Source organism: Gordonia desulfuricans NBRC 100010 (assembly GCF_001485495.1).
Lineage (GTDB): Bacteria > Actinomycetota > Actinomycetes > Mycobacteriales > Mycobacteriaceae > Gordonia > Gordonia desulfuricans.
Map to the genome: position 1 here is coordinate 50,283 of NZ_BCNF01000034.1, position 26,991 is coordinate 77,273.

The following is a 26,991-nucleotide window of genomic DNA, read 5'->3' on the forward strand; positions in this document are numbered from 1 at the left end:
CGGCGCGATCGCGTCACCAGACGAACTGTGGATGCGATGCGGCGCAGGTCACCGAAGATCGGCTACCGTGGTGGTGTGCGTGACCACCTCCCTCCCGGACTCCCACCGGACCCGTTCGCCGATGATCCGAGTGATCCCGCGGCGGCACTGGACTCCGTGGAACCGGGAATCCCACTCGACGAGAACGAGCGTCTCGCAGTGGAAGAGGATCTCGCCGATCTCGCCGTCTACGAGGCATTGCTGGCCCACCGCGGGATCCGCGGTCTGGTCGTGGTCTGCGACGACTGCCACGAGGACCACTATCACGACTGGGACATGTTGCGCGCCAACCTGCTCCAGCTGCTGATCGACGGCACGGTCCGTCCGCACGAGCCCGCGATCGATCCGTGCACGGAGTGCTACGTCACCTGGGACTACTGCCGCGGGTACGCCGACGCGCGCGCCCACATCGATCACGAACGCTGAGCCGGCACCGGCCTCACGCGATCACCGACGCACGCACCGCCCGCATCCGGGCGGTGTCGCGTCATGAGTGGAGACCCGGTCGCTCAGGACGGGGTGGTCGTGGTGGTGGTGATCTCCTCCGGCGCACTCGGCACCTGGGTGACGGTGGCACTGGTCGGTGACGGGGTCTGCGACGGCGGTGCCGGAGTGGTCTCCACCGGCGGTGTGGTGGTCTGCGGTGTGGTGGTGCGCGCCCGCACGTCCACACTCGTCGACGACCCACCGGTGGTGGTCCCCGGTTCCGAGGTCGTGCCGCCCGGTCGGGTCGTGCCGGATGCCTCCGGTGACGCGGTCAACGACGCCGTGGCCGATCCGGGCTCCTCGGTCTTGAGCCGGTCGATCCATTCGGTCATCTGGTCGCGGGTCGCATCGTCGCGCACCGGGGCGAGCCGGGTCTGGGCCCGCGCGATCAGCTCATGCGCGCTCTCGGTGTCGCCGGCGGCGAACGCCGCCTCGGCCTGCTCGAGATCGGCGCGGACGTCGAACGACGCCTGGGTCTCCGACGCCGCCGAGGCGAACACCACCTGCTTCACACCCCAGAGGGCATCACCGGGTGCGGCGCCCTCGCTCACCACCGTGAGACCGGCGGCGGCGACCACCGCGATGGCCGCCGCACCGGCCACCACGCGCAGGGTGCGCACGACCGTGGCACCGCGCTTGGTCGGACGCTGCGCCGCGATGGCGCGGTCGACCTCGTCGATCCCCGGCAGCGGTGGCGCGGGTGTGGTGATGGCCTCGTGGCGCCAGCCGGACAGGAGCGCGGCGAGCTCGTACTCGGCGTCGTCGCGCGTCTGCGTGGGCTGATCGCGTGACAACGAGTCGAGGAACGCGTCGTCGAAGTGGACCTGATTCAGGTCGATGTGACCGTCGTCGGGCTGTCCGTGCCCGCCCTGTGCCGATCCCGGACCCTGCATCGCCCCCGACGACTGCGGGCCCGGCATCGGTCGACGTCGATCCCGATCACGCTCGTCGCTCATCGCGTCGCCCTCCTGCCTTCCTCAGTTCGTCTTTCAATTTCGCCAGTGCACGGTGCTGGGCCACGCGGACGGCGCCGGGAGTGCTCCCGACGGCGTCGGCGGTCTCCTCGGCGGACATCCCGACGACCAGGCGCAGCACGAGGATCTCGCGCTGCTTGTCCGGGAGCACCGACAGCAGCATCCGCATCCGGCGACTGCCGTCGGAGTCCAATGCCGCCTGTTCGGGCCCGCCGTTGACCGTCATCACATCGGGCACGCTGTCGACGGGGTCGGCCTTGACCCGGCCGGCCACACGCATCGCGTCGGCCACCTTGTGCGCGGCGATACCGTAGACGAAGGCCATGAAGGGCTTGCCCTGATCCTCATAGCGGGGCAGCGCCGTCATCACCGCCATCAACGCCTCCTGTGCAATGTCATCCGCGGAGAACAGATGGCGTTCTCCGACACCGATCCGCCCTCGGCAGTAGCGCAGGATCGGCTCTTGCACGCTTTCGAGGACTGACGTGAGCGCGTCGCGGTCACCGAGTCCGGCAGCCCGGACTGCGGCGTCCAACTCAACACCTGTCAATTTCATCGTCAGCAGAGATCCCCGTGTTACGCATTGTGTGGCCGGTCTCACCGGCTCGGTTGACATAGGCACGCCACTTCGCCCCCGGCGCGGGCCCACCGCTGCTCGAACTCGGTTCGCGAACACGGCGTCGGACCCCAAACACCTTAGCGATCGGGTCAGCGCGGGACGAAAACCATGCCGCGTGCGCTCAGCGCCGCCTCGATCCGCGCCTGCTCGGTGGCCGTCGCCGCGGAGTCGTCGCCGACACCTCGTCCCAGCATCACCGCAGCCCACTGCAGGGGCAGCAGGCCGGCCTCGGCGGCACGCCGACGACACCCGTCCGCCCCCGACCGGGCGACCTCGATCCGCCCGGCCGCCGCGTGGGCGGCCGCGGAGATCAGCGCCGTCTTGATCCGGTGACGGTCCAGACCGGCGTCGTCACGACGGTCCATCAGGTCGACCGCCCGGGCGGCACGATCGAGCGCGGTGTCCGGGTCACCGCTGTACATGGCGAGCTCGGCGGAGACCCAGAGAAGACGCAACCGTCCGCGCGCGGACGTCTGCCACGGTTCCCGCGCACCCGCGGCGGGCTCGGGCGCGAGGATCGCCCCCGCCCGCCGCAACAGACGAGCCGACGCCGAGAACCGGCCCAGCCCGAGATTGTCGGCGGCCAGGTTCACCACTGCGTCCACCGCGGCCGCCCGAGCCCACTCGCCGCCGGTCCACCGCGCCGTGCCCGGACCCCACCGCGTGATCGAACCCGACCCGGTGAGCGCCGCGAGCCCGGCCCCGTCCCATCCCAGCGCCACCTCGTGCCGGCCGGCCTGACGCAGCAACGATCCCGCTGTAGTGCGCGCGAACGACAAAATCGTGGGATCGTTACGGCGTCGCGCGTCGACGACGAGCTCCTCGAGAGCGGTCAGCGCCGCGGCGACCTCTCCGCGGCCACCCCGCTCGACGGCGGCAAGCCAGGCCGAAATGGCCGACCGAGCGGGAGAAACGTGGCCCAGGTCACCGGCAGAATTAGCAGTTAGCATGAATTTAACTCGCCGTCACAATTGTTAAAGCGGTCGAGAAAATCAACTCCGGGTGACTTATATATTTCCAATGGGTTACGGGCGTTTCCCGGGTCACGAACCGATCGCATCCCGGATTCGTACCACGAAGCACCGCATCTGCGCAGAAACTGCCAGTTCACAGGCCATTTCACCGGGTGGCCGGGAACCCGGGGCGACACCGCCGGACCACTGTGATAGTGCAGAGAACCCCTCTAACACCCAGTTAACAACACCGGAATCTTTGCCATCATTTCGGCCGAATTGGCGGTATTGACGCTGTTTCTGGCGCCCGCCTACTGTTTTGCTTGCGCAGTTCGGAACGCCCCACGACACCGACTGAGCGTGGACACGCAACGAGCCGGCCCCGGTTCCTCGTCCTGACGAAGGAGAAGCTGACATGCCCCAGCCCAACCACCTCCCTGGCCCCAATGCAGACGTGTGGGACTGGCAGATGCACGGCTTGTGCCGCGGCGTTGAGTCCTCGATGTTCTTCCATCCCGACGGCGAACGTGGCCGTGCACGGGCCCAGCGCGAGCGTCGCGCCAAGGAGATGTGCCACCAGTGCCCGGTCATCGCCCAGTGCCGCGAGCACGCCCTCGCCGTCGCCGAGCCGTACGGCATCTGGGGCGGGCTCTCCGAGTCCGAGCGCAGCATGCTCATGAAGCGTGGCGTGGGACGCCGCATCGCCAGCTAGGCACCCACACACTCCACCACGACGGGACCGCCGGCGCGACCCGAACGGGCGTGACCGGCACTCCCACACCGGTTGGCCCACCCGGCTCCCCCGGGCCCGGCACCGACCGACACCGACGTCCACGACACCAGATCCGACAGCCAGATCCCACAACGCAGACGACTCCGCGGTGGTCACCCTCAGAGGGTGACCACCGCGGAGTCGCTGTGCGTCAGTGCGCCCGGGTGGGCGCCGTCGGCCGGATCAGTGCGACGTCAGTGCGCGTGACCGTGGCCGTGGCCGTGGTCGTCGGCGGCCTCGGCGGGCCGGTCGGTGACCGCGGTCTCGGTGGTCAGGACCATGCGGGCGACCGACGCGGCGTTGACCACCGCGGAGCGGGTGACCTTGGCCGGGTCGATGATGCCCTCGGCGACGAGGTCGCCGTAGGTCAGGGTCGCGGCGTTGAAGCCGTGGCCCTTCTCCGCCTCGGTGACCCGGTGCACGACGACGGCGCCGTCGACTCCGGCGTTGGTGGCGATCCAGTACAGCGGGGCCTTGACGGCCTCGCGGACCACCTTCACACCGAGCGCCTCCTCGTCGGGGAGTTCCTCGGCGAGGGCATCGAGCACGGCCGCGGCCTGCACGATGGCCGACCCGCCACCGGGGATGATGCCCTCTTCGACAGCGGCCTTGGCCGCGGCGACCGCATCCTCGACGCGGTGCTTGCGCTCCTTGAGCGCGGTCTCGGTGGCCGCACCCACGCGGATCACAGCGATACCGCCGGCCAGCTTGGCCAGCCGCTCGGCGAGCTTCTCGCGATCCCAGTCGGAGTCGCTGTTCTCGATCTCGCGACGCAGCTGGGCGGCGCGGTCGGCGACGGCCTCGGCGGTACCGGCACCCTCGACGATCGTGGTGGCGTCCTTGCTGACGGTGACGCGGCGGGCCGACCCGAGCAGGTCGAGGTCCGCGGCGTTCAGCGAGATACCGATGTCGGAGGAGATCACCGTGCCACCGGTGACCACGGCGAGATCCTCGAGGAAGGCCTTGCGACGGTCGCCGAAGAACGGCGCCTTGACCGCGACGACCTTGACGGTCTTGCGGATCGAGTTGACCACCAGGGTCGACAGGGGCTCACCCTCGACGTCCTCGGCGACGATCAGCAGCGACTTGCCCGCACCCACGACCTTCTCCAGCAGCGGCAGGAAGTCCGGCAGCGAGCTGATCTTGTCGCGGTAGAGCAGGATCAGCGGATCGTCGAGAACCGCTTCCTGTGCGTCGGGGTCGGTGACGAAGTACGGCGACAGGTAGCCCTTGTCGAACTGGACGCCCTCGGTGATGTCGAGCTCGGTGTGCAGACCCGAACCCTCCTCGACGGTGACGACACCGTCGGTGCCGACGGTGTTCATCGCCTTGCCGACCAGCTCACCGACCTCCTCGTCGCGCGAGGAGACGGTGGCGACCTGTGCGACACCGTGCTCGCCGGAGACCGGGGTGGACAGGCGCAGCAGTTCTTCGCTCAGCGCGTCGGCGGCCTTGGCGATGCCGGCGCCGAGCGTGATCGGGTTGGCGCCCGCGGCGACGTTGCGCAGACCGGCGCGAACGATGGCCTGGGCGAGGACGGTGGCCGTGGTGGTGCCGTCACCTGCGACGTCGTTGGTCTTGGTCGCAACCGACTTGACCAGCTGGGCACCGAGGTTCTCGAAGGGATCCTCGAGGTCGATGTCACGGGCGATGGTCACGCCGTCGTTGGTGACGCTGGGGCCACCGAATGCCTTGGCCAGCACCACGTGCCGGCCGCGCGGCCCGAGGGTCACCTTCACCGCGTCGGCGAGCTGATCGATGCCGCGCTCGAGTGCGCGCCGGGCCTTTTCGTCGAATTCGATCTGTTTTGCCATCAGGGCTTTCTCTCTGTGCTGGCTGATCGTGCGGCCGGGTCACCGGCCGCACGGACGACTCCGCCCCGGTGCCCACTGGGCGCCGGGGCGGGAAGAGTCACGAGGGTCTCGCGATCCTTACTTGCCGATGACGGCGAGCACGTCGCGCGCCGACAGGATCAGGTACTCCTCACCGGCGTACTTGATCTCGGTGCCGCCGTACTTGCTGTAGATGACGGTGTCACCTTCCTTGACGTCGACCGGCACGCGGTTGCCCTGCTCGGTCACGCGGCCCTCGCCAACGGCGATGACGGTGCCTTCCTGCGGCTTCTCCTTGGCAGTGTCCGGAATGACCAGACCCGACGCGGTGGTCGTCTCGGCCTCGACGGCCTGCACCAGGATCTTGTCCTCAAGCGGCTTGATGTTCACGCTCGCCACGATGTGAGTCCTCTACTTTCTCATCTGAGAAAACGATGTTCTTGTTTCTGCGGGGCTCTGCCACGAGACTTCGTCGTCGCGGGTGAACGAGGTCTGCTCGCAGTGCCTCCTAGCACTCTATACATGAGAGTGCCAGCACTCAAGGCTCGCGGCTGCAAAAGATCAGCCCGCAGCGAAATTCGTCCCCGACGCGAGGACGCGCGGTGACCGGCGGGCCCGCGACTATCGTCTCGCCAGCACCCCGGCGATCCCCGCGGCGGCGGCCCGCACCGCCGCGACATGGGCCTCCGGGCGGAACCGGCCGACCGGGCCGGTGACACTGATCGCCGCGACCGCCTCCCCGGTGCCCGTGTCGAGAACCGGCGCCGACACACACAGCAGACCGAGCGTGGACTCCTCGCGCTCGAACGCGACGCCCGCCTCGAGGATGGTGGCCAGGCGGCGCCTCAGCAAACCCGATGCGACGATCGTGTGCGGCGTCCACGGCTTGAGCGGCCCCGCCAGCACCTCCTGCTGGAGTTCGGGATCTGCGTGCGCGAGAAGAACTTTCCCGATGGCCGTGCAATGCAGCGGCATACGCCCGCCGGTCCTCGACGGCGATCGCGCCTGCCGGTGTCCGCCGATCTTGGCGATGTAGACCACCTCGGCACCCTCGAGGACGCCCAGGTGCACCGTCTCCCGGGTCCGTTCATAGAGGTCCTGCAGAAAGGGCATCGCCACCTCCAGCAGGGTCCGTTCGGCCGACGCCCGCATCCCCAGCTCGAAGAGCCCGCCCGAGAGCCGGTAGCCGCGCTGGTCCTTGTCGAGCAGCCGATAGGTCACCAGGTCCCCGGCGATCCGGTGCACCGTCGGCTTGGACAGCCCGGTCCGGCGGACGAGTTCGGCCAGCGGGAGCACACGATCCTCCACCCGGAACGCCCGGAGTACCGCGACCGCCTTGCCCAGCACGGTGCTCAGATCCGCCCCGGTGGCGTCCACCGCACCGGCCCCCCGGACATCCGTCTGCTTGGCCGCCTCACCCGACATCGGATCAGCGTATCGCTGAGTGGAACGTTTTGGTAGGAGAACCCACCGACCTGCGGCGACAGTGGAGTCATGACAGAGCAGGTCACCACCCCAGCACCGATCACCGACGCGGCGATCACCGAGGCGGCCGCCCGGCTGCGGACCGCATCGGAATCCGCCACCCCCGTCGCCCCGGTCCGCGACCTGATCGGCACCGCCGACATCGCCGCGGCCTACGCCGTCCAGCAGGTCGGGGTTGCCGAACGGCTCGCCGGTGGCGCCCGCCGCGTCGGCCGCAAGATCGGGCTGACCTCGGAGGCCGTGCAGGCCCAGCTCGGGGTCGACCAGCCCGACTTCGGTGTCCTGTTCGACGACATGGTCATCCCCGACGGCGGCACCCTGGCGACCGGTGCGGTGCTGCAGCCGCGCGCCGAGGCCGAACTGGCCTTCGTCCTCGCCGACGACCTCGACGGCGAGATCGACGCCGCCCGGGTCCGCGCGGCGATCGCCTACGGTGTGGCGGCCATCGAGATCTGCGGCAGCCGCGTCGCCGACTGGGACATCAGCTTCGGGGACACCGTCGCCGACAACGCCTCGGCCGGTGCGTACGTGCTCGGCACCGACCACAAGACCCTCGCCGAGTTCGAACCCCGCGAGGTCACCATGACGATGTCGATCGACGACGCCGAGGTGTCCACCGGCACCGGCGCCGCCTGCCTCGGCGACCCGATCGAGGCCGTCGTCTGGCTCGCCGAGCAGGTTCGCGACCTCGGGGAGCCGCTGCGGGCCGGCGAGATCATCCTCTCCGGCGCACTCGGCCCGATGCGTCCGATCACCGCCGGCGCCACCGTGTCGGCCACCGTCGCCCCGCTGGGCACCGTCACCTTCACCACCCAGCAGTAGCGGCCACTCGCGCCAGTCCCCGCACCACACCTTCGAGAACCTCAGAACAGCAAGGAGATCCGATGACCACAACAGGTCAGAAGACCAAGGTCGCCATCATCGGGTCGGGCAATATCGGCACCGACCTGATGAAGAAGATCATGCGTAACGGCACCCACCTGGAGATGGCGGTCATGGTCGGCATCGACCCCGCCTCCGACGGTCTGGCCCGCGCCCAGAAGTACGGCTTCGAGACCACCGCCGAGGGCGTCGACGGTCTGCTCGCCTCCCCGCAGATCGACGAGATCGGCATCGTCTTCGACGCCACCTCGGCGGGCGCGCACACCGCCAACGACGCCAAGCTGCGTCCGCTCGGCAAGCGGATGATCGACCTGACCCCGGCGGCCATCGGCCCGTACGTGATCCCGGCGGTCAACCTCGACGAGCGCATCGACGCCGCCAACGTGAACATGGTGACCTGCGGTGGTCAGGCGACCATCCCGATCGTCGCGGCCATCTCCCGCGTCGTCCCGGTCGCCTACGGCGAGATCGTCGCCTCCATCGCGTCGCGCTCGGCAGGCCCCGGCACCCGCGCCAACATCGACGAGTTCACCGAGACCACCTCGGCGGCCATCGAGCAGGTCGGCGGCGCCGCCCGCGGCCGCGCGATCATCATCCTGAACCCGGCCGAGCCACCGCTGCTCATGCGCGACACCGTGTTCACCCTCGTCACCCTGCCGGCCGACGCCGACCCGGTGAAGGCCGAGATCGTCGACTCCATCGAGAAGATGGTCGCCGACGTCGCCGCCTACGTGCCCGGCTACCGCCTCAAGCAGAAGGTCCAGATCAACGAGATCCCGGCCGACCAGCCGGTGGAGACCCTGCTGGTGCCCGGCACCGACCGGCCGACCCACCAGGTGTCGGTCTTCCTCGAGGTCGAGGGAGCAGCCGACTACCTGCCCGCCTTCGCGGGCAACCTCGACATCATGACCTCGGCCGCCGTGCAGATGGCCGAGAAGATCGCCGCCACCAAGGAGATTCAGGCATGAGCACACCGATCTTCATCCAGGACGTCACCCTGCGTGACGGCATGCACGCCGTCCGCCACCGCATCTCCACCGAGGACGTCAAGCGCATCGTCGCCGCACTCGACGACGCCGGTGTGGACGCCATCGAGGTGGCCCACGGCGACGGACTCGCCGGCGGGTCGCTGAACTACGGCCCGGGCTCGCACACCGACTGGGAGTGGATCGAGGCCGCTGCGTCGGTGCTCACCACCGCCCGGCTGACCACGCTGCTGCTGCCCGGCGTCGGCACCATCGGTGAGCTCAAGCGCGCCTACGACCTCGGCGTGCGGTCGGTCCGCGTGGCCACCCACTGCACCGAGGCCGACATCTCCGCCCAGCACATCGCCGCGGCGCGCGAGATCGGCATGGACGTGTCCGGCTTCCTGATGCTCTCGCACATGGCCCCGCCGGAGGAGCTGGCCAAGCAGGCCAAGCTGATGGAATCCTATGGCGCACACTGCGTCTACGTCACCGACTCCGGCGGCCGGCTCACCATGAACGACGTCGCCGCCCGCGTCAAGGCCTACCGGGACGTCCTCGACCCGCAGACCGAGATCGGTATCCACGCCCACGAGAATCTGTCCATGGCGGTCGCCAATTCGGTTGTGGCCGTGGAGAACGGCGCCTTCCGCGTCGACGCATCGCTCGCCGGACACGGCGCGGGGGCGGGCAACTGCCCGATCGAGCCGTTCATCGCCGTCGCCGATCTGTCGGACCTGAAGCACGGCTGCGACCTGTTCAAACTGCAGGATGCCGCCGACGACATCGTCCGCCCGCTGCAGGACCGTCCGGTCCGCGTCGACCGCGAGACCCTCACGCTGGGCTACGCCGGGGTGTACTCGTCGTTCCTGCGTCACGCCGAGAATGCCGCCAAGACCTACGATGTCGACGTCCGCGACATCCTGGTGGAGTGCGGTAAGCGTCGCCTCGTCGGTGGTCAGGAGGACATGATCATCGACGTCGCACTGGGACTGGCCGCCGCCAAGGCATAAGGCCGGTACGGGCTGCGCCGGCCCGGGCATGGCATGGTGACATCACCGGTGAGAACCACCGCGCAGATGTCTTCGTGCAGAGGACCCATCATGCCCGGGCCGGCACAGCCGACCCTGCAGCCTCTCCTCGAGATCTCGCATCGGCCGTCGCGCACAACGCGCGACGGCCGTCGTCGTCAGAGCTGACTGAGCTGGACAGACAGTCCGGGATCGGTGGCGACGGTCAGCGGTGACGGTGCCGCACCGCCGGCGATCACATGGGCGCCGAGCGTCGCGATCATCACGCCGTTGTCGGTGCAGCGGCGCGGCGTCGGGACACGCAGGGTGATCCCGGCCGCGGCGCACCGCTCACCGGCCAGGGAACGGATGCGCGAGTTGGCGGTGGCCCCGCCGCCGAGTACCAGGGTGTCGACGCCGAGGTCGGTGCAGGCACGGATCGCCTTGAGGGTGAGCACATCGGCCACCGCCTCCTGGAACGACGCGGCGACGTCGGCCATCGGGACCTCCACCCCGTCACGGCGGCATTTCTCGACATGGCGTGCGACCGCCGTCTTCACCCCGGAGAACGAGAAGTCGTAGCGGGCGTCGCGCGGACCGGTCATCCCACGGGGGAACGCGATCGCGTGCGGATCGCCCTCGGTGGCGAGCCGGTCGAGTGCCGGGCCGCCGGGATAGCCGAGGTCGAGCAGCCGGGCCACCTTGTCGAAGGCCTCCCCGGCCGCGTCGTCGACGGTGGTGCCGAGTTCGACGATGGGCGCGGCCAGATCGGTCACGTGCAGCAGATGGGTGTGTCCACCGGACACCAGCAATGCCACGCACTCGGGCATCGGTCCGTGTTCGAGGGTGTCCACCGCGACATGTCCGCCGAGATGATTCATCGCATACAGCGGAACATCCCATGCCAGCGCATAGGCCTTCGCCGCGGCGACCCCCACGAGCAGCGCACCGGCCAGCCCGGGGCCGATGGTCACCGCGATCGCGTCCGGGCGGTCGATCCCGGCGGCCTCGCGGGCCCGTCGCATGGTCGGCACGATCGCCTCGAGGTGTGCGCGGGAGGCGATCTCGGGTACCACCCCACCGAATCGGGCGTGCTCGTCGACGCTCGAGGCGACCTCGTCGGCCAACATCACCGCGCGGCCGGGGGCGCCGTCGGTGCCGGGTTCCCAGGCGACGATCCCCACTCCGGTCTCGTCGCAGGAACTCTCGATTCCCATCACGATCATGAGGTGGCGCCTCCTGCGTCGTCGGTGCCGACGCGTCCGGACGCCGACGGTCGGATCATGGTGTGGGCATCGGCGCCGGACGGCTGGTAGTAGCCTCGCCGGATACCTGCTGTGGCAAAGCCGTTGCGCTCGTACAGCGCGATGGCGGTGTCGTTGTCGGTGCGCACCTCGAGGAACACCGGCGCGTCGATCGCGTCGGCGACGGCGAGCAGCGCATCGAGAAGGGCACGACCGTAGCCGAGGCCACGGTGGGTGTGCGCCACCGCGATGGTGTGGATCTCACATTCGTAGGATCCGGGGATCCCGAGTGTGGAGATCCCCGCATACCCGATCACCGGATCGCCGGGATGCTCACGGGCGGCGAAGTACCGGTTGTACGGGGCGTTCAGTTCGGCGCGGAATGCGCTTGCCGGCCATGGTGAATCGGCAGCAAAGCTCTGCTGCTCCAACTCCACGACCCGCGGGACATCGGCGAGTTCGAGGGCGTCGATCACGAGTTCCGGGGCACTCACGGTGTCACCGACTTGGGCCGTTGGTCCTTGCGTTCCACCGCATCCGGGCGTCGCAGATAGAGCGGGACGAGCGGTTCCGGGGTCGCCCTGGCCAGCACAGCTGCCGCCGCCGCGGTCGCCAGACCCGACACCGTCGGAATGGTCGACGCGGGTTCGGTTGCCGTCCAGCCGATCTGGGACAGGTGTGGCGCCGATCCGCCGACCGCGTCGGGGGTGGTGCCGTCGAGATCTGCGGCCACCGCCGCGGGTGCGGCGACCTCCGGCCCGCGAATCCGGCCGGTGCGCGTGTAGAGCGCCCAGTACACCTCACGGCGTCGGGCGTCGGTCGCCACGGCGATCGTCGACGCGGTCGGCGCCGCCCCGGCCACCTCCACGGCGATCGCGTCGAGTGAGCACACCCCGTACACCGGCAGGCCCAGGGCGTCACCGAAGGCGGCCGCGGTGGCCATCCCGACCCGCAGACCGGTGAACGGGCCGGGGCCCACGCCGGCGACGACGGCATCGAGTTGTCCACGGCCGACCCCGGATTCGGTGAGGGTCTCGCCGATCAGCGTGGTGAGCAGTTCGGCATGACGGCGATGATCGGCGACGGTCCGGTCGGCGAGCACCGTCACCACCGGCGGCTGCGCGTCGCCGCTCGTGATGGTGGCGATGCCGGTGACCACCGCGTCGGTGGCGGTGTCGACCACGAGGACCGTCCGCACCCCACCGGAGGGGGCGGTACCGGTGCCCCTGGCATCGAATTCGGCAGTGCTCACTGGTGATTCACCCATTCCCATTCCGCGTGCCGCACATCGGTGTCCGGATCACGGCGCAGTCGTACGATCAGATGCCGGTCGGCCAGGCGTTCGGCCACACCCTCACCCCATTCGACGACGACCACGGCGTCGGCGATCTCGGTGTCGAGGTCGAGGGCGTCGAGTTCGTCGAGCCCACCGAGCCGGTAGGCGTCCACATGCACCATCCAGGGTGCGCCCGGGGCGCCCGGCCGGTGCTCGCGGGCGATGATGAACGTCGGTGAGGACACCCGGCCCACCACGCCGAGCCCGGCGGCGATCCCGCGGGCCAGCGCCGTCTTCCCGGCGCCGAGCGGACCGTCCAGGATCACCAGGTCTCCTGCCGAGAGATGCTGTGCGAGATCGAATCCCAGCGCCTCGGTGTCGGCGACCTCGGGTAGTTCGCGTTGCCCGGCAGAGTTGTCGGCGGCCATCACGCTTTCTCCTTGAGACGCCACCAGCGGCGGCGGGGTCGCGGGGCGGCCAGGCGTGCCCGCCCGACCAGGTCGTCGATGGCGTCGGTGACCCGGTCGGGCACCTCCATCTGCACCATGTGCCCGGCTCCCTCGACCACCTCGAGGTGGGAGTCGGTGCCGAGTTCGCCGTACATGTAGAGCGAGTTCGGCAGCGGCGTCATCTTGTCCTGGTCACCGCACACCACCACCGACGGCACGTGCGCGATCACCGGCAGGCCGAGCGTCTCGTCGTGGGTCTCGAGGACCGACAGGAAGTTCACCACCGTCGCGATCGGGGTGTTCTGCAGCATCTTCTCCACCGCACGGCCGGCTGCGGGGCTGTGGAACCGGGGCCCGAAACTCGCTGCCACCAGCACCGGTTCGAGGACCATGCGGGTCAGGTCACGGCCGGCCTCGATCACCCGCGGGGTGCGCCGGGCGACCACCGCGAACGCGTCGAGCAAGGGGTTGCGCAGGCTGCGGCCGAGCCCTTCCTCGGCCAGCCCGCTCGCCGCTGTCGCCACCAGGGCGACCCCTGCGACGCGACCGTCGGCGGCGAACAGTTCGGGATGACGACGGGCCAGCCCGAGCAACGCCATGCCACCCATCGAATGCCCCACCAGCACAACCCGTCCCGCAGGTGCCACGGCGCGAACCACCTCGCGGAGGTCGCTCACCAGCTGATCCATCGTGCACGTCTGCGCGGGGGCGTTCTCGCTGCGACCGTGGCCGCGGAGATCGAAGAACACCATGCGAATCCGCCGGTCGGCCCATTTCTCGGCGAGCGCATACCGCTGGAAGTGCCAGCTGGCCAGGCGAAGACTGAAGCCGTGGACGAAGACCACGGTCACCTCGGGTGTCTCCCCCGAGGTGAGACCACCCAGGTCGACGGTGCGGACGGCCAGGGCGAGACCGTCGGCGGCGGGTACGGTCGACGCCGGATCGTCGTACATGGTCGTGAAGTCGATGCCGGCGTAGGGATCTCCCCCCGGGGGCACGCGCCGTCCATTGGCCGTGCGTACCGCCCCGGCGGTGGCCAGCCCGCCCAGTGCGGCGAGTCCCGCCGCCCCGGCGGCCACGCCGATCCGTTCCGATGGCTTCATCGCCGTTCCCCCACCTGCGGTTCTCCCACCGGGTCCGGGACCTGCGGGGCGTCGGCCGTGTGACCGGACCGGACGTAGGTCCGCGCGGTGCGACCGCCGATCCGCGACAGGATCTCGTAGTCGATGGTGCCGACCGTCTCGGCCCATTCCTGCGCGGTGGGCCCGCCGGTGAGACCGGTGCCGAACAGTTCGGCGCGGTCGCCCTCCCGGACGCCGCCGCCGTCGGCGCCGAGGTCGATCACGATCTGATCCATGCAGATTCGGCCGATCTGTGGGAAGTCCCGGTCGCCGATCCGCACCCGCAGGCGGCCGGACGCGGTCCTCGGGACGCCGTCGGCGTATCCCGCGGGTACCACCGCGATCATGGTGTCACGCTCGGAGACCCACGTGTGACTGTAGGACACTCCCTGCCCCGCGGGCAGACGCTTGACCAGGGCCACCTCGCCGCTCAACGTCATCGCCGGGATCAGCCCGAAGTCGCGGCCGGGGATGGGCACCCCGCCGTAGATCGCGATACCCGGTCGAACCAGATCGCGCGCGAGATCGGGCCGGGTCAGCGCCGCAGGCGAGTTGGCCAGGTGCATCACCTCGGGGCCGGCCCCGCGTCGCACGAGATCGGCACGCGCGGTGTCCAGTCGCCGCGCCTGCTCGGAGTTGAGGGGATGCTCGGGCTCGTCGCCGCGAGCGAGGTGGCACATCATCGCGCGGACCGTCACGGCCTCCTCGGCGACGGCGGCGGCCAGGTCGGCGGCGAAGTCGGACCATTCGTCCGCCGCCACACCGCTGCGATTGAGTCCGGTGTCGACCTTGACGCTGATGGTGGCGGTGGTGCCGAGGGCGCGCGCTGCGTCCAGGACGCGCCCGAGTTGCCTGCGCGACGACACGGCGAGGTCGACCCCGGCGGCGATCGCACCGCCGAAGTCGGCGTCGTTGGTGTGCAACCAGGCGGTGATCGGCGCATCGAGGCCTGCCGCCCGCAGCGCGAGGGCCTCACCGATCACGGCGACACCGAGTTCGGTGGCCCCCGCCTCGAGCGCCGCTCGCGCGACCGGGACCGCGCCGTGCCCGTATCCGTCGGCCTTGACCACCGCGATCACATCGGCTCCGGATGCCGCGCGCACCACGGAGACGTTGTGGGCGATGGCGTCGAGGTCGACGGTCGCGGTCAGGGCCGGATTGGTCGGGACCGGATCGGTCTGTACGGGCGTGGGCAGGGCTGGGTCGTCGGGATCTGGCGTGGTCATCGTCAGCCATTGTCCCAGATCATCGACTGTGATCTGGGTCGGCACCTCCGTGACGTGACACTCGATCCGAGATGTGCTCGACGACAGCCGGTTCCACGCGCCGCCGGCCTGGCCCGACGTGGGTGCACCGGGCCACGAAGACCGAAACACGGGCGTAACATTTCGTAAACCAGACGGTCGTCACAGCGGTGATATGTTTTCGCCACCAGCCCGAGGAGAGACACCGATGGAAAAGATCGTCGACGAGTTCGATTCACGGCCCGGAAGTGCGACATCGCTGCTCCGGACCGTTCTGGGCGTCACTGTCGGCAACGACCCGACGCACTTGTCGACGTCGAGCATAGTCACCCTGATGGGTGCGGTCGGAGTCGCCGACCAGCCCGCGCGCACCGCCCTCACCCGTCTCAAGGCGAAGGGGCATCTCGTCGCACAGCCCGACGGCCCGACGCCGGGGTACGTGGCCTCCGACCGTGCCGCCCGGGTCTTCGCCCGTGACATCCTCCGCTACGTACGACCGCGCCTGATGACCGACGGCGACCCGTGGTGCCTGATCTCGTTCTCGGTTCCCGAGCAGGATCGGGGCCTACGCCACCAGCTGCGCCGCCGCCTCACCTGGATGGGCTGCGGGAATGTGGCCAACGGCCTCTGGATCTGCCCGGCATACATGGACGACGAGGTGCACGAGATGGTCGCCGAGCTGGGCCTGACCGGCCACGTGACCACCTTCATCGTCAGCGAGATCCACGGCGAGACCCGACCGGACGTCGCCGTCACGCGCTGGTGGGACTTCGAGCTCGCCCGCGATCTGCACGATCACTTCCTGGCGGCACACGCCGCGGCGATGGCCGCCTACTCGCAGTCACCGGACCCGCGCACCGCCTTCCACGGCTGGACCAGGGCACTCGACCTCTGGCGCCCCATCACCTATGTGGATCCGGCACTGCCGTCGTCGATGATGTCGGCCGACTGGCCCGGCACGGTCAGCGTGCCCAAGTTCCTGGAGCTCAGCGACAGCCTCGAACAGCCCGCGGGCCGGTTCATCGAGGAGGTCACCGGCCGGCGCTCGGCGATGTCGGCGTTCCGTGAGGAGTTGCCGCGATGACCGGGCCGGTGGTGATGCTCGACGGTGCGCAGTTCCGCCGTGCGCCGGGACACTGGCAGATCCTGCTCGCCCAGCGCCTCTGCGACGAGGGCATCGAGGTGTCCTACCCGCTGCTACCCGATCTCGACGATCCCGATGTCGACCAGTGGTGCAAGGCCTTTCGCCGCCATATCGACCCGGACACCATCGTGATCGCGCACGGGCTGTCGGCTCACTGCTGGACACGGCTGGCCGCCGATGGCGGCCCCGTCCCCGTCGCGCGCCGTGTCCTGCTGGTCGCTCCGCCCGGCCCGGGCCGACGCCCCTGGGCCGACCCCACTCCCGACCCAGATCTCACGGCCCTGCGACCACTGTCCGTGGAGCCACCGACCATCGTTGTGGCGCGGGATGATCCGTGGCTGGGTGGACACATTCCCGACGCGCCCGCCGATTCCGGGGTCCGGGTGATCACCCTCCCGACCGGAGGCCATCTCAACGAGACGTCCGGGCTCGGCACGTGGGCTCCGGCCCACCACTGGGCGCTCACCGGCGACTGGCCCACCCCCCATGATGACGATGAACCCGATTGCACACCTTGGGCTCTCACCGATGTCGTCGGACCCGGAGAGCTTGCCGCGGTTCTCGCCCGGCTCCATCGCCCACACGGACGACGGCTCGGGATCGCCATCACCCCAGGTGTTTCCACCGACGCGACCGCCCAGGTCGCAACCATCCTGACCGCCGCCGGGGTCACCCCGGACCGCAGAATGGCCCTGATCCCGCCATCTCCGACCCGAGAAGGGCTGGACACCAACGAGATCGCGTATTTCGTCGACCGTTATGGCCACGAGTACACCACCGTGGTGACCACCGACATCGAGGTACCCGATCCCGCATCCCTGCACGATCCGCTGATCGCCGCGGGGTGTCATCTGGTCCGCATCCCGGCCATCCCCTGATCGGCATGTCATGTTCATGACGGCAATCACAAACATGAAATGTATTTGTAACGACAATCCAATACTGCGGTCATCACCGACCGCCAGAATCGTGTGAAGCCCCTTCTCCCGTCTGGGAAACCACGCCCCCACAGAAACGGAAGCCCCTCATGTCGTCCCGACCGTTTGCAAAGCTCACGACTTCTCTCGCCGGAGCCTGCGCCGCCACCGCGCTCGCCGTCACCCTCGGTGCCTGCTCCACCGGCACCACTACGGAGTCCACCGGCTCCGGCACCCCGGCCAGCGGACTGCCCGAACAGATCGCCTCCAGCGGCGCCCTCAAGCTCGGCGCCGAATGGTCGACCCCGCCGATCATCAGCGTCGACGCGTCCAACACCTCCCAGCCGGTCGGCATCGCCCCGGACCTCGCGGCCGCGATCGGCACCGACCTCGGCCTCACCCCGCAGTGGCGCAACATGCAGTGGCCGGCCCAGCTGCCCGGCCTGCAGTCGGGTGCCGTCGACGCACTCTTCGGCCAGATCACCGACACCCGTGAACGTGAGGCCGGCGAGTTCGACCTCGTGCCGTTCATCAAGACCACCGAGTCACTGCTGATGCCGGCCGACAAGGCCGCCGGCATCACCTCGCTGGCCGACATGTGCGGCAAGACGATCGGCGCACCCGTCGGCGCCGTCCAGGTCGCCGCCGTGAAGGCGGTCAGCGACAAGGAATGCGCCTCCACCCCCATCAAGGTCTCCGAGTTCCAGGGCGCCAACGCCGCGATCAGCGCCGTGCGTTCCGGTGCCATCGACGCGTGGCTGGACACCACCCCCAGCCAGAAGAGCGCTGTCGCAGCCGATTCCAAGCTCACCGCGGTGGTCGTCCCGGACACCGAGATCGAGCCGCTCTACACCACGATCGCGGTCTCGAAGAAGAACGGTGCGCTGGCCACCGCCTTCGCCGACTCGCTGCGTCGCCTCAGTGAGAACGGCACCTACGCCAAGATCCTCGCCGACAACGACTCCGCCGACTCCGCGGTGACCGTCGACGAGATCAAGGTCAATCCGTTGACCGGCACGCCGGCCGGCACCAAGTGATCGGTGGATGACGAGTGACCATGTCCAATTCCGTTGCACTCGAACCCCCGGACGTGACGCGGGCCGCCGGCCACGTCGACGTCAACAGCCTGCAAGTGGTTCCGGTCCGGCACTGGGGCCGCATGATCAGTGCGGCCGTGCTGATCGCGATCGTCGCGTTCTGCGTGTACGGCTTCGTGGTCAATCCGAACATCGAGTGGTCGGTCGTCGGCGACTTCCTGCTCGACGGCGGTGTACTCAAAGGCCTGCTGCTGACCCTCGAGATGACCGTCCTCGGCGTCGGGATCGCAGTGATCCTCGCCGTGGTGATCGGCGTCATGCGGATCTCCGAGAGCAGAATCCTGTCCGGCTTCGCCTCGATCTGGATCTTCTTCTTCCGGGGCATCCCGTTGGTGGTGCTGCTGATCTTCGTCGGCAATCTCGGACTGTTCGTCAACACGGTCAGTATCGCCAATCCCTTCGGCACCGCACCTCTCGTCTCCTTCCAGGTGCAGCAGGTGGTCACCCCGTTCGTGGCGTCGGTGATCGCGCTGGCCCTGACCGGCTCCGGATACATGGCCGAGATCGTCCGCGCCGGCCTTCTCTCGGTGGGCGTCGGACAGCACGAGGCGGCCAAGGCGCTCGGCGTGAACGGCGGCAAGACCCTGCGGTACATCGTTCTGCCCCAGGCACTACGGATCATCATCCCGCCGCTGGGCAACGAACTGATCGGCGGCCTCAAGGCCTCGGCGATCGTGTCGGTGATCGCCGGCGGTGACCTCATGACCGCGGTTCTCGGAATCTCCGGCGTCAACTTCCGCACCATCGAGATGCTGATCGTCGCCACCATCTGGTACCTGCTGGTGATCATCCTGCTCTCGATCGGCCAGTACTTCCTCGAACGACGGGCGGCCACCAAATGACGACAACACCCGACATCGTCACCCGGTCGGCCGATCCCGCCGCCGACGATCCGATGATCCGGATCTCCGGGGTCCGCAAGTCCTACGGCTCCACCGAGGTGCTCAAGGGCATCGACCTCGACATCCCCACCGGTGAGACGGTCTGCATCATCGGTCCGTCGGGCTCGGGCAAGAGCACCCTGCTACGCACCATGAACCACCTCGAGGACATCTCGGCGGGATCGATCACCGTCGACGGCGACCTGGTGGGCTACCGGCTCAAGCGCGGAAAGCTCTACGAACTCCGCGAATCCGAGGCGTGCCGGCGCCGCCTGGAGATCGGGATGGTGTTCCAGCACTTCAATCTCTTCCCGCACATGACCGCCCTGGAGAACGTGACCTTCGCCCCGATCAAGGTCAAGCGTGAATCCCCCGCGGCGGCCACCGAGTACGCGCGCTCGCTGCTGGCGCGCGTCGGGCTGGCCGACAAGGAGGGCTCCTACCCGTCGAAACTGTCCGGCGGGCAGCAGCAACGGGTCGCGATCGCCCGGGCACTCGCCATGCGTCCCAAGGTGATGCTGTTCGACGAACCCACCAGCGCGCTCGATCCCGAGCTCGTCGGCGAGGTGCTGTCGGTGATCAAGGACCTGGCCCGCACCGGCGGGATCACCATGGTCGTGGTCACCCATGAGATGGGTTTCGCCCGCGAGGTCAGTGACCGTGTGGTGTTCATGGATGCCGGTACCATCGTCGAGGTCGGTCCCCCGGCGCAGGTCTTCGACACACCCGCCCACGACCGCACCCGCACGTTCTTGTCGGCGGTGCTCCGATGACGAACACCGCGACGACGGACCCGTCGAGATGACCGATCCGATCGCGTTGGTCGCCGGGGCCACCGGTCCGCTCGGACGGAGGATGGTCGACCACCTGTCCGAACTCGGGCTACGCGTGGCCGCACTCAGTCGTTCCGGGGACCACCCGCCCGGCGCGCAGTGGTCGACGGCCTGCGACATCACCGACGCCGCGGCCGTCGACACCGCGCTCACCGATCTCGAGGCCCGTCTCGGAGCGGTGGACGTGCTGGTCAACGCAGCCCATCCGCGGGCGCCGGGCGCCACCGCCGTGGCCGACCTCGGTGCCGACGAACTCGCCGCGCAGCTCGCCGCCGTCGCCGGCCACCTCACCCTGTGCCGACGCGTCCTGCCGGGTATGCGGGCCGCCGGATCGGGGCGGATCGTGTACCTGGCCGGTGCGCTGATCGCCCGGCCGATCGCCGGACACGCGGCATACGGCACGGCCAAGGCGGCCGCCACCACCCTGACCAGGTACCTCGCCGTCGAGGAAGGCCGGTACGGGATCACCGCCAACATCGTCGCACCGGGTCGTGTGGTCGATCCCGACGATCCGGTCGACACCGACCCCGGCTGGGTGGCCGCCGCCGAGGCCCTGACCGCGCGGATGTCGTTGCCGGACTTTCCCACACCCGGCGACGTTGCGGCCACGGTCGGAACCCTGGTGACCAACCCCGCGGTCACCGGACAGACGATCTGGGTGACCGGCGGCGAGCCGATCACCTGATTTCGACACTCCCACTTAATGATTCGAGGTTCACAATGTCAATCACCGACACGACCGTCACAGAGACGACCCGCATCGGCACCAGCACGGCCGACGACGCCATCCCGGACCTGCTCGCCCTCGACTCGGCCGATGCCGTGATCACCAATGCCCGCAGGCTGCTCCCCGTCGTCGCCGAGGAAGCCGACGAGATGGAGCGGATCGCGCGCCTGAGTCCCCGCCTGACCACCGCATTCCGCCGCGCCGGCGTGTTCCAGATGGCGTTCCCCGCGTTCCGCGGCGGACTCGAGATGGGTCTGCGCCAGCAGCTCGACGTGGTTGCCGAAGTGGCCACCGTCGACGCCTCGGCCGCATGGAACATCGGCGTGCTCAACGCGACCGGCTACTACGCCGCCCGCCTCGGTGACGAGGCCTACGCCGAGCTCTACCCCACCCGCGACATGCCGACCAGTGGTTCGTTCCATCCACGCGGCCGCGCACAGGTGGTTCCCGGTGGCTATCTCGTGAGCGGGCACTGGGATTGGGGCAGCGGCAGCTACGTCGCCGAGCACGTGATCGGCAGCGCCAACGTCTTCGACGGCGACCAGCCGGTGATCGGCCCGACCGGCAAGCAGTTGCATCTGGGGATCTGGCTTCCGCGTGAGGCAATCACGGTGTGCGACAACTGGCAGGTGCTCGGGGTCAGCGGCTCGGGCAGCACCTCCTACGAGATCATCGAGCCCGCCTTCGTCCCCGCGTCACACTCGTTCGACCGCGACGCCGACTACGACCAGAACAAGGACCCGCTCAACCGGAGCGTCCACGTCAGCCACTTCGCGCTCACCGGCGTGGCCCTCGGTGTGGCCCGGCACCTGGTGGACATCACCGCCGACATCATCTCGGCGCGCGGCGTCTCCCACCTCGACGCCGCCACACTGCAGCGATTCGGTGAGGCGATCGCCGAGGTCGACTTCGCCTATGCGGGCAGCCGCCACGTCGCCGACATCACCGACGACACCATCTTCTCCGACCGGGTGCTCACCCCCACCGCACAGGCCCGGATGACCGGTGTCAATGCGGTCGCGGGTCTGGCGCTGCGCCGGGTCGTCGACCTCACCACCGATCTGGCGCGCGCCGGCTTCATCCGCGACGTCGACCCGATGCAGCGTGTCCTCCGGGATGCCTACGGTGCGCTCGCACACGCAGGCACCCGCCGTGATCATCTCGGCGCGCTGGCCCGCGCCGGGCTGAGCAGTGGCGGGGTGGACACCTCCGGGATGATGCCGGCCGAGCGAGCCCGCGAGCTGTTCGCCGAGCGCGGATGAGTGCCGACGCCGGCTCACCGGCGATGGTCGGTCCCACGCCGCGTGTGCGCGTGGTGATCGACCGGGCCGACGCGCCCCGCTGCGGAGCCCGGGTCGGCGACCACGTCGTCATCGACGAGTCACGGATGTCCACGGGCGGAAAGCCTTTCTGTCCCAAGGCATTGTCGGCGGTGTTGCCGTGCCTGGGCACGCGCCAGATGCCGCTGCCCGCCGACGACTGGCTGCTGCGCAAGCCCTACTTCCTGTGCCCGCATGTCGAGGAGAACGTGGTGATCACGATCGTGCCTGAGCCGGACGAGTCGTCATGAGCGTCACCGTTCGCTGCACCGTCGAGTCGATGAACTACTCGGCATGCGGCCTCGCCGTGGGCGATCACTTCGACCTGTCCGACACCGGGGTCATCGTTCCCGAGGGAAAGCAGTTCTGCTACTTCGCAATTGCCAACGTCCTGCCGGTCGTCCTCGGACGCCTCGACGCGGCAGAGGCCGACCACTACCTGAGGTCGTCGCCGCTTCTCGCCTGTCCGGACGCCCCGGAGGCCGTGCGGATGCGGGTCAGCGTGCTCGACGAGTCGGGCGTCATCACAAGCGAAAGGAGTGCCGGATGACCGGCCTCGTGTTCAGTGCCCGCATCGGTTCCCACGTCAGCGTGGCCGATGTGGTGGCCAAGGCGGAGCTGGCCGAACATGCCGGGTTCGACCAGGTCTGGACCGGCAACGACTTCCTCGGCGAACCGGGCCTGGTGAGCCTGGCAGCGATCGCGTCACGTACCGACCGCATCCGATTCGGCTGCGGCGTGGTCGACCCCGTCACACTGCATCCCGGACAGATCGCGATGTTCGCCTCGGGCCTGCAGGAACTGTCCGGCGGGCGGTTCATCGTGGGTGTCGGGGCGGGGTCGGACGTCTTCTACGCCAAGGCCGGGATCACGCCGCCGTCGGGGCCGGTGGCCCGCACCCGCGACGCCGTGGTGGCGATCAAAGAACTCTCTGCCGGCCGCAGTCCGGCCCGTGTGCCCGGAGCCGGACCCGGCTGGACCGACCTCGCGGTACCCCGCTACGCCCACGAGGTCGAGGTATACGTCGGTGCGATGGGCCCGCAGATGCTGCGGGTCGCCGGACGCTACGCCGATGGCGCCCTGCCCCTGTGTCTGCCACCGCGCCACGTATTCTCGGCAATGAAGGAGATCAGCACCGGCGCCGCCGACAAGGGACGCGACATCGCCGACATCGACATCGCCGCATGCGTGTGGGCGTCGATCGCCGACGATCGCGACGAGGCACGCCGCGCGATGGCCCATCAGATCGCGCTCTACTCGGGGTCGCTGCCCGCCGCGGTTCTCGCCGAGCACGGCTTGGACCCCGACGAGTTCGCCCACACCCAACGACTGCTCGACACCGAGGGCGTCGACGCCGCCATCGCATCGGTCACCGACGGGATGCTCGGCCTCGGCATCGTCGGTGGCGTGGACGATGTGATCGCCCAGTGCTCCGAGCTGATCGAGGCCGGGGCCCGGCACATCTCGTTCGGTCCGCCGATCGGGGCCGATCCACTCCACGCCCTCGGGTTGATCGGCACCACGGTGCTGCCCGAGCTACGCCGGCTCGCCGACTCCTGAACCCGGGTATCCCCACCCCCTGTCCCTGAACCCCTGCAGCACAACGAAACATGGTGAAACAACGATGACACTCCTGCACGTACGGTCGAGCATCAGCGAGATGCCACCCTATGTGGCCGGTAAACCACCCGTCGCGACACCCGGGGTCACCCGGTACAAGCTCTCGTCCAACGAGAACCCGTATCCGCCGCTGCCCGGTGTGGTCGCGGCCGTCGACCAGGCGGTGCGTGACTCCAATCGCTATCCCGACGTGGGTAATGCCGAGCTCTATGCCGCACTGGCCGAATGCCTTTCGGTACCCACAGCGAATCTGGCCGTGGCCGCCGGATCGGCCGCCATCATCTACGACCTCCTCTCGAGCGTGTGCGAGCCGGGCGACAACGTCGTCTACCCGTGGCCCAGTTTCGAGGCCTACCCGATCGCGGTGCTCGCCGCCGACGCACGGTCGGAGCAGGTCCCGCTGACCGCCGACGGGTGCCACGACCTGGGCGCCATGGCCGCCCGCATCGACGATCGCACCCGCGCGGTGATCCTGTGCACCCCCAACAACCCGACCGGTGCGGCGTTGACGCACACCGAGGTCCTCGGATTCATCGACTCCGTTCCCGCGCACGTCTTGGTGATCCTGGACGAGGCCTATGCGGAGTTCGTGCGGATGGATGATCCCGTGGACGGGATCGCGATCGCCACCGCACGCACCAACGTCGCCGTGGCACGGACGTTCTCGAAGGCCTATGGCCTGGCCGGCCTGCGGGTGGGCTACGCCTACGCACCCACCGAGATCGCCGCAGCGTTGCGCGCCGTCGCCGTCCCGTTCGGGGTGAGTCTGCCCGCACAGGCCGCGGCGGTGGCGTCGCTGCAGTTGCGCTCGGAGTTACTCGAGCGCGTGGACGCCCTGGTCGTCGAGCGCCTGCGTGTGGTCGGCGGCCTCGCCGAGATCGGCTGGGACGTGGGTGATCCGCAGGGCAACTTCGTCTGGCTTCGCTTTCCCGACGCCGCCGCGGCCGCCGCATTCGTCGCCGAGGCCGGCGAGATCGGACTGTCGGTACGCCCGCTGGCCGGAACCGGAGTACGTGTCTCGATCGGCGAGACCGAGGCCAACACACGCCTTCTCGACCTCGCAGCCCGGATGATCCCCGCCCCGACCGCACCGAAGGAGTGACCATGTCCATCGCCGCCGAATCCTCTGTCTCCCCATCTCCCGTTTCCGACTCTGCTGTGCCCGACTCTGCTGTGCCCGACGATCAGCCGAGCGGTATCCCTGTCCGATGGTCGTCGTCGTCGCTCGACGAGGAGCGCCACCGCCGCAAGGTCGCACTGGTCGGCGGCTACCGACTGCTGTCGCGATTCGGCATGGACGAGGGTGTCGCGGGGCACATCACCGCTCGTGATCCCGAACTGTCCGACCACTTCTGGACCGCACGGTGGGGTGCCTACTTCGGCACGGTCTGCCCCGAGGACCTGATCTTGGTCAACGCCGACGGTGACATCGTCGAGGGCAGCGGGCCGCTCAACGGGGCGACCTTCGCCATCCATGCGGCCATCCATGACAAACGGCCGGATGTGGTCGGCGCGGTGCATGCGCACGGCCTGTATGGCAAGGCGTTCTCGGCGATGGGTCGTGAGCTCGGCGCGATGACACAGGACGCGTGCGCGTTCTACCAGGATCACATCCTGTATCCGAACTATGACGGTGTCGTCTTCGCCGCCGAGGAGGGACGTCGGATCGCCGCGGCCCTCGGTCCGCGTAAGGCGGCGATCCTGGCCAATCACGGGCATCTGACGGTGGGGACGACCGTCGAGTCGGCGGTGTGGTGGTTCATCACGATGGAACGGTCGATGCAGGCCGAGATGATCGCGCTGGCCGCCGGTACCCCCACCATGCTCGATCATGACACCGCAGTGGCCACCGGCGCCACAGTCGGCGGTGAGGCCGTCGGGTGGTTCCAGTACCAGTCGATCATTCCCAGGATCGTCCGCGAACAACCCGACTTCGCCGAGATCTGGGGAGCGGGTGTCTGATGGGACTACGGGTTCTGTTGTTGCCGCCCAATCCTTCTCCTGCCCTGCTAGATGCGGTCGAACCCGATGGGGTCGATGTTGAGGTGACCCGGCTGCCCGAGCACACCTCTGATGCCCTGCGGGCGGCCCTGCCGCACTGCGACGTGATCGTCGGCGACTGGTCGGGACAATTGCGGCTGGACGAAACCGAGGCCGCGCTCGCCGAGCGCGCCGTCCTGGTCCAACAGCCAACTGCCGGCGTCGAGACGATCGATCTCGATGCTTGGGCTCGTCGTGGCGTCCCAGTGGCGAACATCGGTCCGGCGAACTCGTGGTCGGTGACCGAGTGGTGTCTGGGTGCGACGATGAACCTGCTGCGGTCGTATCGGTGGGCCGATGCGCAGGTACGAGGTGGTCGGTGGCCTCAGCTCGGCATTCTCGACGAGGCCCGTCCGCGAGAGCTTCGTGGCAGCCGCGTGGGCGTGGTGGGCGCCGGCCAGATCGGCACCCGTCTGTGCGCCATGTATGCAAACCTCGGATGTGCGGTCTCGTACTGGTCACCCCGATCCAGGATCGACGGTGCGTCGTGGATGCCGTTGCCGAACTTGCTGTCCGACAGCGAGATCGTGATAGTCGCGATCGCCCGCACCCCCGACACACTGGGCCTCATCGGCCAAGATGCGGTGGACTCCCTCCCCGAGGACTCCATCCTGATCGATGTGAGTCGGGGCGGCATCGTCGACCAGAACGCGGTGCTCAAGCGAGTGCGTGCCCGAACCATGACCGGCGCCGCCCTCGACGTCTTCGGCACCGAGCCCCCACAACTGGCACCGGCCGTGTTGGGCGAGGAGAACGTCCTGCTGAGCCCCCATGTCGCCGGCGTGACCCGCAACTCGGTTGCCGCACAGATCGGCGCGGTCCGCGACAACATTCTGGCCGTCGCAACCGGAGAACCCTTGCTACACGTCCTGAATCGCTGACACGTCGACACCTCCGCAGGGAGTCACCATCGGCATATCGCAGCCCAATCAGCCACTCGCCGTTGATGTTTGATTCGACGAGGAGTGACCCGACAAGACGCGTCCAAACCTCGTCGGCCGATGACGCCCACGCAACCACTCCGGTCCCAACTCAATCAGCAACGCCCAGTGGGCGGTTGAG

Annotated in this window: 30 protein-coding genes; 18 read left to right on the forward strand and 12 right to left on the reverse strand. The window is 69.0% G+C overall.

Annotated features, from left to right (window positions below):
* The first annotated feature begins 75 nt into the window (after positions 1-75).
* The gene (locus tag GD1_RS05205; protein ID WP_053777758.1) at positions 76-465 is read left to right on the forward strand and encodes a DUF5319 domain-containing protein; all 390 of its coding nucleotides are present in this window, start codon (positions 76-78) and stop codon (positions 463-465) included.
* Between the two features lie 83 nt (positions 466-548).
* Here the strand turns inward: GD1_RS05205 and GD1_RS05210 are convergent, their stop codons facing one another.
* From GD1_RS05210 to GD1_RS05220, 3 genes are all read right to left on the reverse strand, one after another.
* On the reverse strand, positions 549-1,481 hold the full coding sequence (locus GD1_RS05210) for an anti-sigma-D factor RsdA (protein WP_238403570.1): 933 nt from the start codon (positions 1,479-1,481) through the stop codon (positions 549-551).
* The gene (locus tag GD1_RS05215) at positions 1,465-2,055 is read right to left on the reverse strand and encodes a sigma-70 family RNA polymerase sigma factor (protein ID WP_053777706.1); all 591 of its coding nucleotides are present in this window, start codon (positions 2,053-2,055) and stop codon (positions 1,465-1,467) included. The genes GD1_RS05210 and GD1_RS05215 overlap by 17 nt, the downstream gene beginning before the upstream one ends.
* 152 nt (positions 2,056-2,207) lie before the next feature.
* A complete protein-coding gene (locus tag GD1_RS05220) occupies positions 2,208-3,068 on the reverse strand; it encodes a hypothetical protein (protein ID WP_238403571.1) in 861 nt (286 codons plus the stop codon).
* Positions 3,069-3,486: 418 nt separating this feature from the next.
* Here GD1_RS05220 and GD1_RS05225 point away from each other — a divergent pair, with 418 nt between their 5' ends.
* Complete coding sequence (locus GD1_RS05225; protein WP_053777703.1) at positions 3,487-3,783, forward strand: WhiB family transcriptional regulator; 297 nt, start codon at positions 3,487-3,489, stop codon at positions 3,781-3,783.
* A gap of 254 nt (positions 3,784-4,037) precedes the next feature.
* On the opposite strand, the gene groL is transcribed toward GD1_RS05225, so the two are convergent.
* The 3 genes from groL to GD1_RS05240 all read right to left on the reverse strand — a co-directional run bounded on the left by groL (position 4,038) and on the right by GD1_RS05240 (position 7,100).
* A complete protein-coding gene (groL, locus tag GD1_RS05230) occupies positions 4,038-5,657 on the reverse strand; it encodes a chaperonin GroEL (protein ID WP_059036108.1) in 1,620 nt (539 codons plus the stop codon).
* 117 nt (positions 5,658-5,774) lie between these two features.
* Complete coding sequence (gene groES / locus GD1_RS05235) at positions 5,775-6,074, reverse strand: co-chaperone GroES (RefSeq protein ID WP_006334733.1); 300 nt, start codon at positions 6,072-6,074, stop codon at positions 5,775-5,777.
* Between the two features lie 222 nt (positions 6,075-6,296).
* Positions 6,297-7,100: an IclR family transcriptional regulator gene (locus GD1_RS05240; protein WP_082365950.1), complete on the reverse strand. Its 804-nt coding sequence runs from the start codon at positions 7,098-7,100 to the stop codon at positions 6,297-6,299.
* Positions 7,101-7,169: 69 nt separating this feature from the next.
* Here GD1_RS05240 and GD1_RS05245 point away from each other — a divergent pair, with 69 nt between their 5' ends.
* The 3 genes from GD1_RS05245 to dmpG all read left to right on the forward strand — a co-directional run bounded on the left by GD1_RS05245 (position 7,170) and on the right by dmpG (position 10,020).
* Positions 7,170-7,982 carry a 2-keto-4-pentenoate hydratase gene (locus GD1_RS05245; protein WP_059036111.1) on the forward strand — a complete coding sequence of 271 codons (813 nt, stop codon included), beginning with the start codon at positions 7,170-7,172 and terminating at the stop codon, positions 7,980-7,982.
* Between the two features lie 62 nt (positions 7,983-8,044).
* Positions 8,045-9,010, forward strand: coding sequence for an acetaldehyde dehydrogenase (acetylating) (locus tag GD1_RS05250; RefSeq protein ID WP_059036113.1), 966 nt, complete (start codon positions 8,045-8,047; stop codon positions 9,008-9,010).
* Positions 9,007-10,020, forward strand: a complete 1,014-nt coding sequence (gene dmpG, locus GD1_RS05255; RefSeq protein ID WP_059036115.1) for a 4-hydroxy-2-oxovalerate aldolase — start codon at positions 9,007-9,009, stop codon at positions 10,018-10,020. Before GD1_RS05250 ends, dmpG begins: the two co-directional genes overlap by 4 nt.
* 176 nt (positions 10,021-10,196) lie before the next feature.
* On the opposite strand, the gene tsaD is transcribed toward dmpG, so the two are convergent.
* Genes tsaD through alr form a run of 6 tightly spaced genes read right to left on the reverse strand, consistent with a single transcriptional unit; the run spans position 10,197 to position 15,333 of the window.
* The gene (gene tsaD / locus GD1_RS05260) at positions 10,197-11,243 is read right to left on the reverse strand and encodes a tRNA (adenosine(37)-N6)-threonylcarbamoyltransferase complex transferase subunit TsaD (protein WP_059036117.1); all 1,047 of its coding nucleotides are present in this window, start codon (positions 11,241-11,243) and stop codon (positions 10,197-10,199) included.
* On the reverse strand, positions 11,240-11,755 hold the full coding sequence (rimI, locus tag GD1_RS05265) for a ribosomal protein S18-alanine N-acetyltransferase (protein WP_059036119.1): 516 nt from the start codon (positions 11,753-11,755) through the stop codon (positions 11,240-11,242). Before rimI ends, tsaD begins: the two co-directional genes overlap by 4 nt.
* Positions 11,752-12,528: a tRNA (adenosine(37)-N6)-threonylcarbamoyltransferase complex dimerization subunit type 1 TsaB gene (tsaB, locus tag GD1_RS05270; RefSeq protein WP_238403572.1), complete on the reverse strand. Its 777-nt coding sequence runs from the start codon at positions 12,526-12,528 to the stop codon at positions 11,752-11,754. Before tsaB ends, rimI begins: the two co-directional genes overlap by 4 nt.
* Positions 12,510-12,965, reverse strand: a complete 456-nt coding sequence (tsaE, locus tag GD1_RS05275; protein WP_053777700.1) for a tRNA (adenosine(37)-N6)-threonylcarbamoyltransferase complex ATPase subunit type 1 TsaE — start codon at positions 12,963-12,965, stop codon at positions 12,510-12,512. Before tsaE ends, tsaB begins: the two co-directional genes overlap by 19 nt.
* A complete protein-coding gene (locus tag GD1_RS05280) occupies positions 12,965-14,089 on the reverse strand; it encodes an alpha/beta fold hydrolase (protein WP_059036121.1) in 1,125 nt (374 codons plus the stop codon). The genes tsaE and GD1_RS05280 overlap by 1 nt, the downstream gene beginning before the upstream one ends.
* Positions 14,086-15,333 (reverse strand): alanine racemase, encoded by a 1,248-nt coding sequence (gene alr / locus GD1_RS05285; RefSeq protein WP_083533876.1) that lies wholly within the window; start codon positions 15,331-15,333, stop codon positions 14,086-14,088. Before alr ends, GD1_RS05280 begins: the two co-directional genes overlap by 4 nt.
* A gap of 226 nt (positions 15,334-15,559) precedes the next feature.
* On the opposite strand from alr, the gene GD1_RS05290 reads away from it, so the two are divergent.
* From GD1_RS05290 to GD1_RS05350, 13 genes are all read left to right on the forward strand, one after another.
* The gene (locus tag GD1_RS05290) at positions 15,560-16,435 is read left to right on the forward strand and encodes a PaaX family transcriptional regulator (RefSeq protein ID WP_059036123.1); all 876 of its coding nucleotides are present in this window, start codon (positions 15,560-15,562) and stop codon (positions 16,433-16,435) included.
* Entirely contained in the window at positions 16,432-17,373 is a 942-nt protein-coding gene (locus tag GD1_RS05295) for an alpha/beta hydrolase (protein WP_059036125.1), read from the forward strand. Before GD1_RS05290 ends, GD1_RS05295 begins: the two co-directional genes overlap by 4 nt.
* Before the next feature lie 149 nt (positions 17,374-17,522).
* Positions 17,523-18,449, forward strand: a complete 927-nt coding sequence (locus GD1_RS05300; RefSeq protein ID WP_059036127.1) for a transporter substrate-binding domain-containing protein — start codon at positions 17,523-17,525, stop codon at positions 18,447-18,449.
* 20 nt (positions 18,450-18,469) lie between these two features.
* Complete coding sequence (locus tag GD1_RS05305) at positions 18,470-19,351, forward strand: amino acid ABC transporter permease (RefSeq protein WP_053777694.1); 882 nt, start codon at positions 18,470-18,472, stop codon at positions 19,349-19,351.
* Positions 19,348-20,163 carry an amino acid ABC transporter ATP-binding protein gene (locus GD1_RS05310; RefSeq protein WP_020794242.1) on the forward strand — a complete coding sequence of 272 codons (816 nt, stop codon included), beginning with the start codon at positions 19,348-19,350 and terminating at the stop codon, positions 20,161-20,163. Before GD1_RS05305 ends, GD1_RS05310 begins: the two co-directional genes overlap by 4 nt.
* A gap of 28 nt (positions 20,164-20,191) precedes the next feature.
* The gene (locus tag GD1_RS05315) at positions 20,192-20,908 is read left to right on the forward strand and encodes an SDR family NAD(P)-dependent oxidoreductase (protein ID WP_059036130.1); all 717 of its coding nucleotides are present in this window, start codon (positions 20,192-20,194) and stop codon (positions 20,906-20,908) included.
* Positions 20,909-20,943: 35 nt separating this feature from the next.
* The gene (locus GD1_RS05320; RefSeq protein ID WP_174519016.1) at positions 20,944-22,212 is read left to right on the forward strand and encodes an acyl-CoA dehydrogenase family protein; all 1,269 of its coding nucleotides are present in this window, start codon (positions 20,944-20,946) and stop codon (positions 22,210-22,212) included.
* On the forward strand, positions 22,209-22,520 hold the full coding sequence (locus tag GD1_RS05325; protein ID WP_059036132.1) for a hypothetical protein: 312 nt from the start codon (positions 22,209-22,211) through the stop codon (positions 22,518-22,520). The genes GD1_RS05320 and GD1_RS05325 overlap by 4 nt, the downstream gene beginning before the upstream one ends.
* The gene (locus tag GD1_RS05330) at positions 22,517-22,819 is read left to right on the forward strand and encodes a TIGR04076 family protein (RefSeq protein ID WP_059036134.1); all 303 of its coding nucleotides are present in this window, start codon (positions 22,517-22,519) and stop codon (positions 22,817-22,819) included. The genes GD1_RS05325 and GD1_RS05330 overlap by 4 nt, the downstream gene beginning before the upstream one ends.
* Positions 22,816-23,829 (forward strand): LLM class flavin-dependent oxidoreductase, encoded by a 1,014-nt coding sequence (locus GD1_RS05335; RefSeq protein ID WP_059036136.1) that lies wholly within the window; start codon positions 22,816-22,818, stop codon positions 23,827-23,829. Before GD1_RS05330 ends, GD1_RS05335 begins: the two co-directional genes overlap by 4 nt.
* A 64-nt stretch (positions 23,830-23,893) precedes the next feature.
* Positions 23,894-24,991, forward strand: a complete 1,098-nt coding sequence (locus GD1_RS05340; RefSeq protein WP_059036138.1) for a histidinol-phosphate transaminase — start codon at positions 23,894-23,896, stop codon at positions 24,989-24,991.
* A 56-nt stretch (positions 24,992-25,047) separates the two neighbouring features.
* A complete protein-coding gene (locus GD1_RS05345; protein WP_244882526.1) occupies positions 25,048-25,851 on the forward strand; it encodes a class II aldolase/adducin family protein in 804 nt (267 codons plus the stop codon).
* Positions 25,851-26,810: an NAD(P)-dependent oxidoreductase gene (locus tag GD1_RS05350; protein WP_083533870.1), complete on the forward strand. Its 960-nt coding sequence runs from the start codon at positions 25,851-25,853 to the stop codon at positions 26,808-26,810. Before GD1_RS05345 ends, GD1_RS05350 begins: the two co-directional genes overlap by 1 nt.
* Positions 26,811-26,991: the final 181 nt, after the last annotated feature.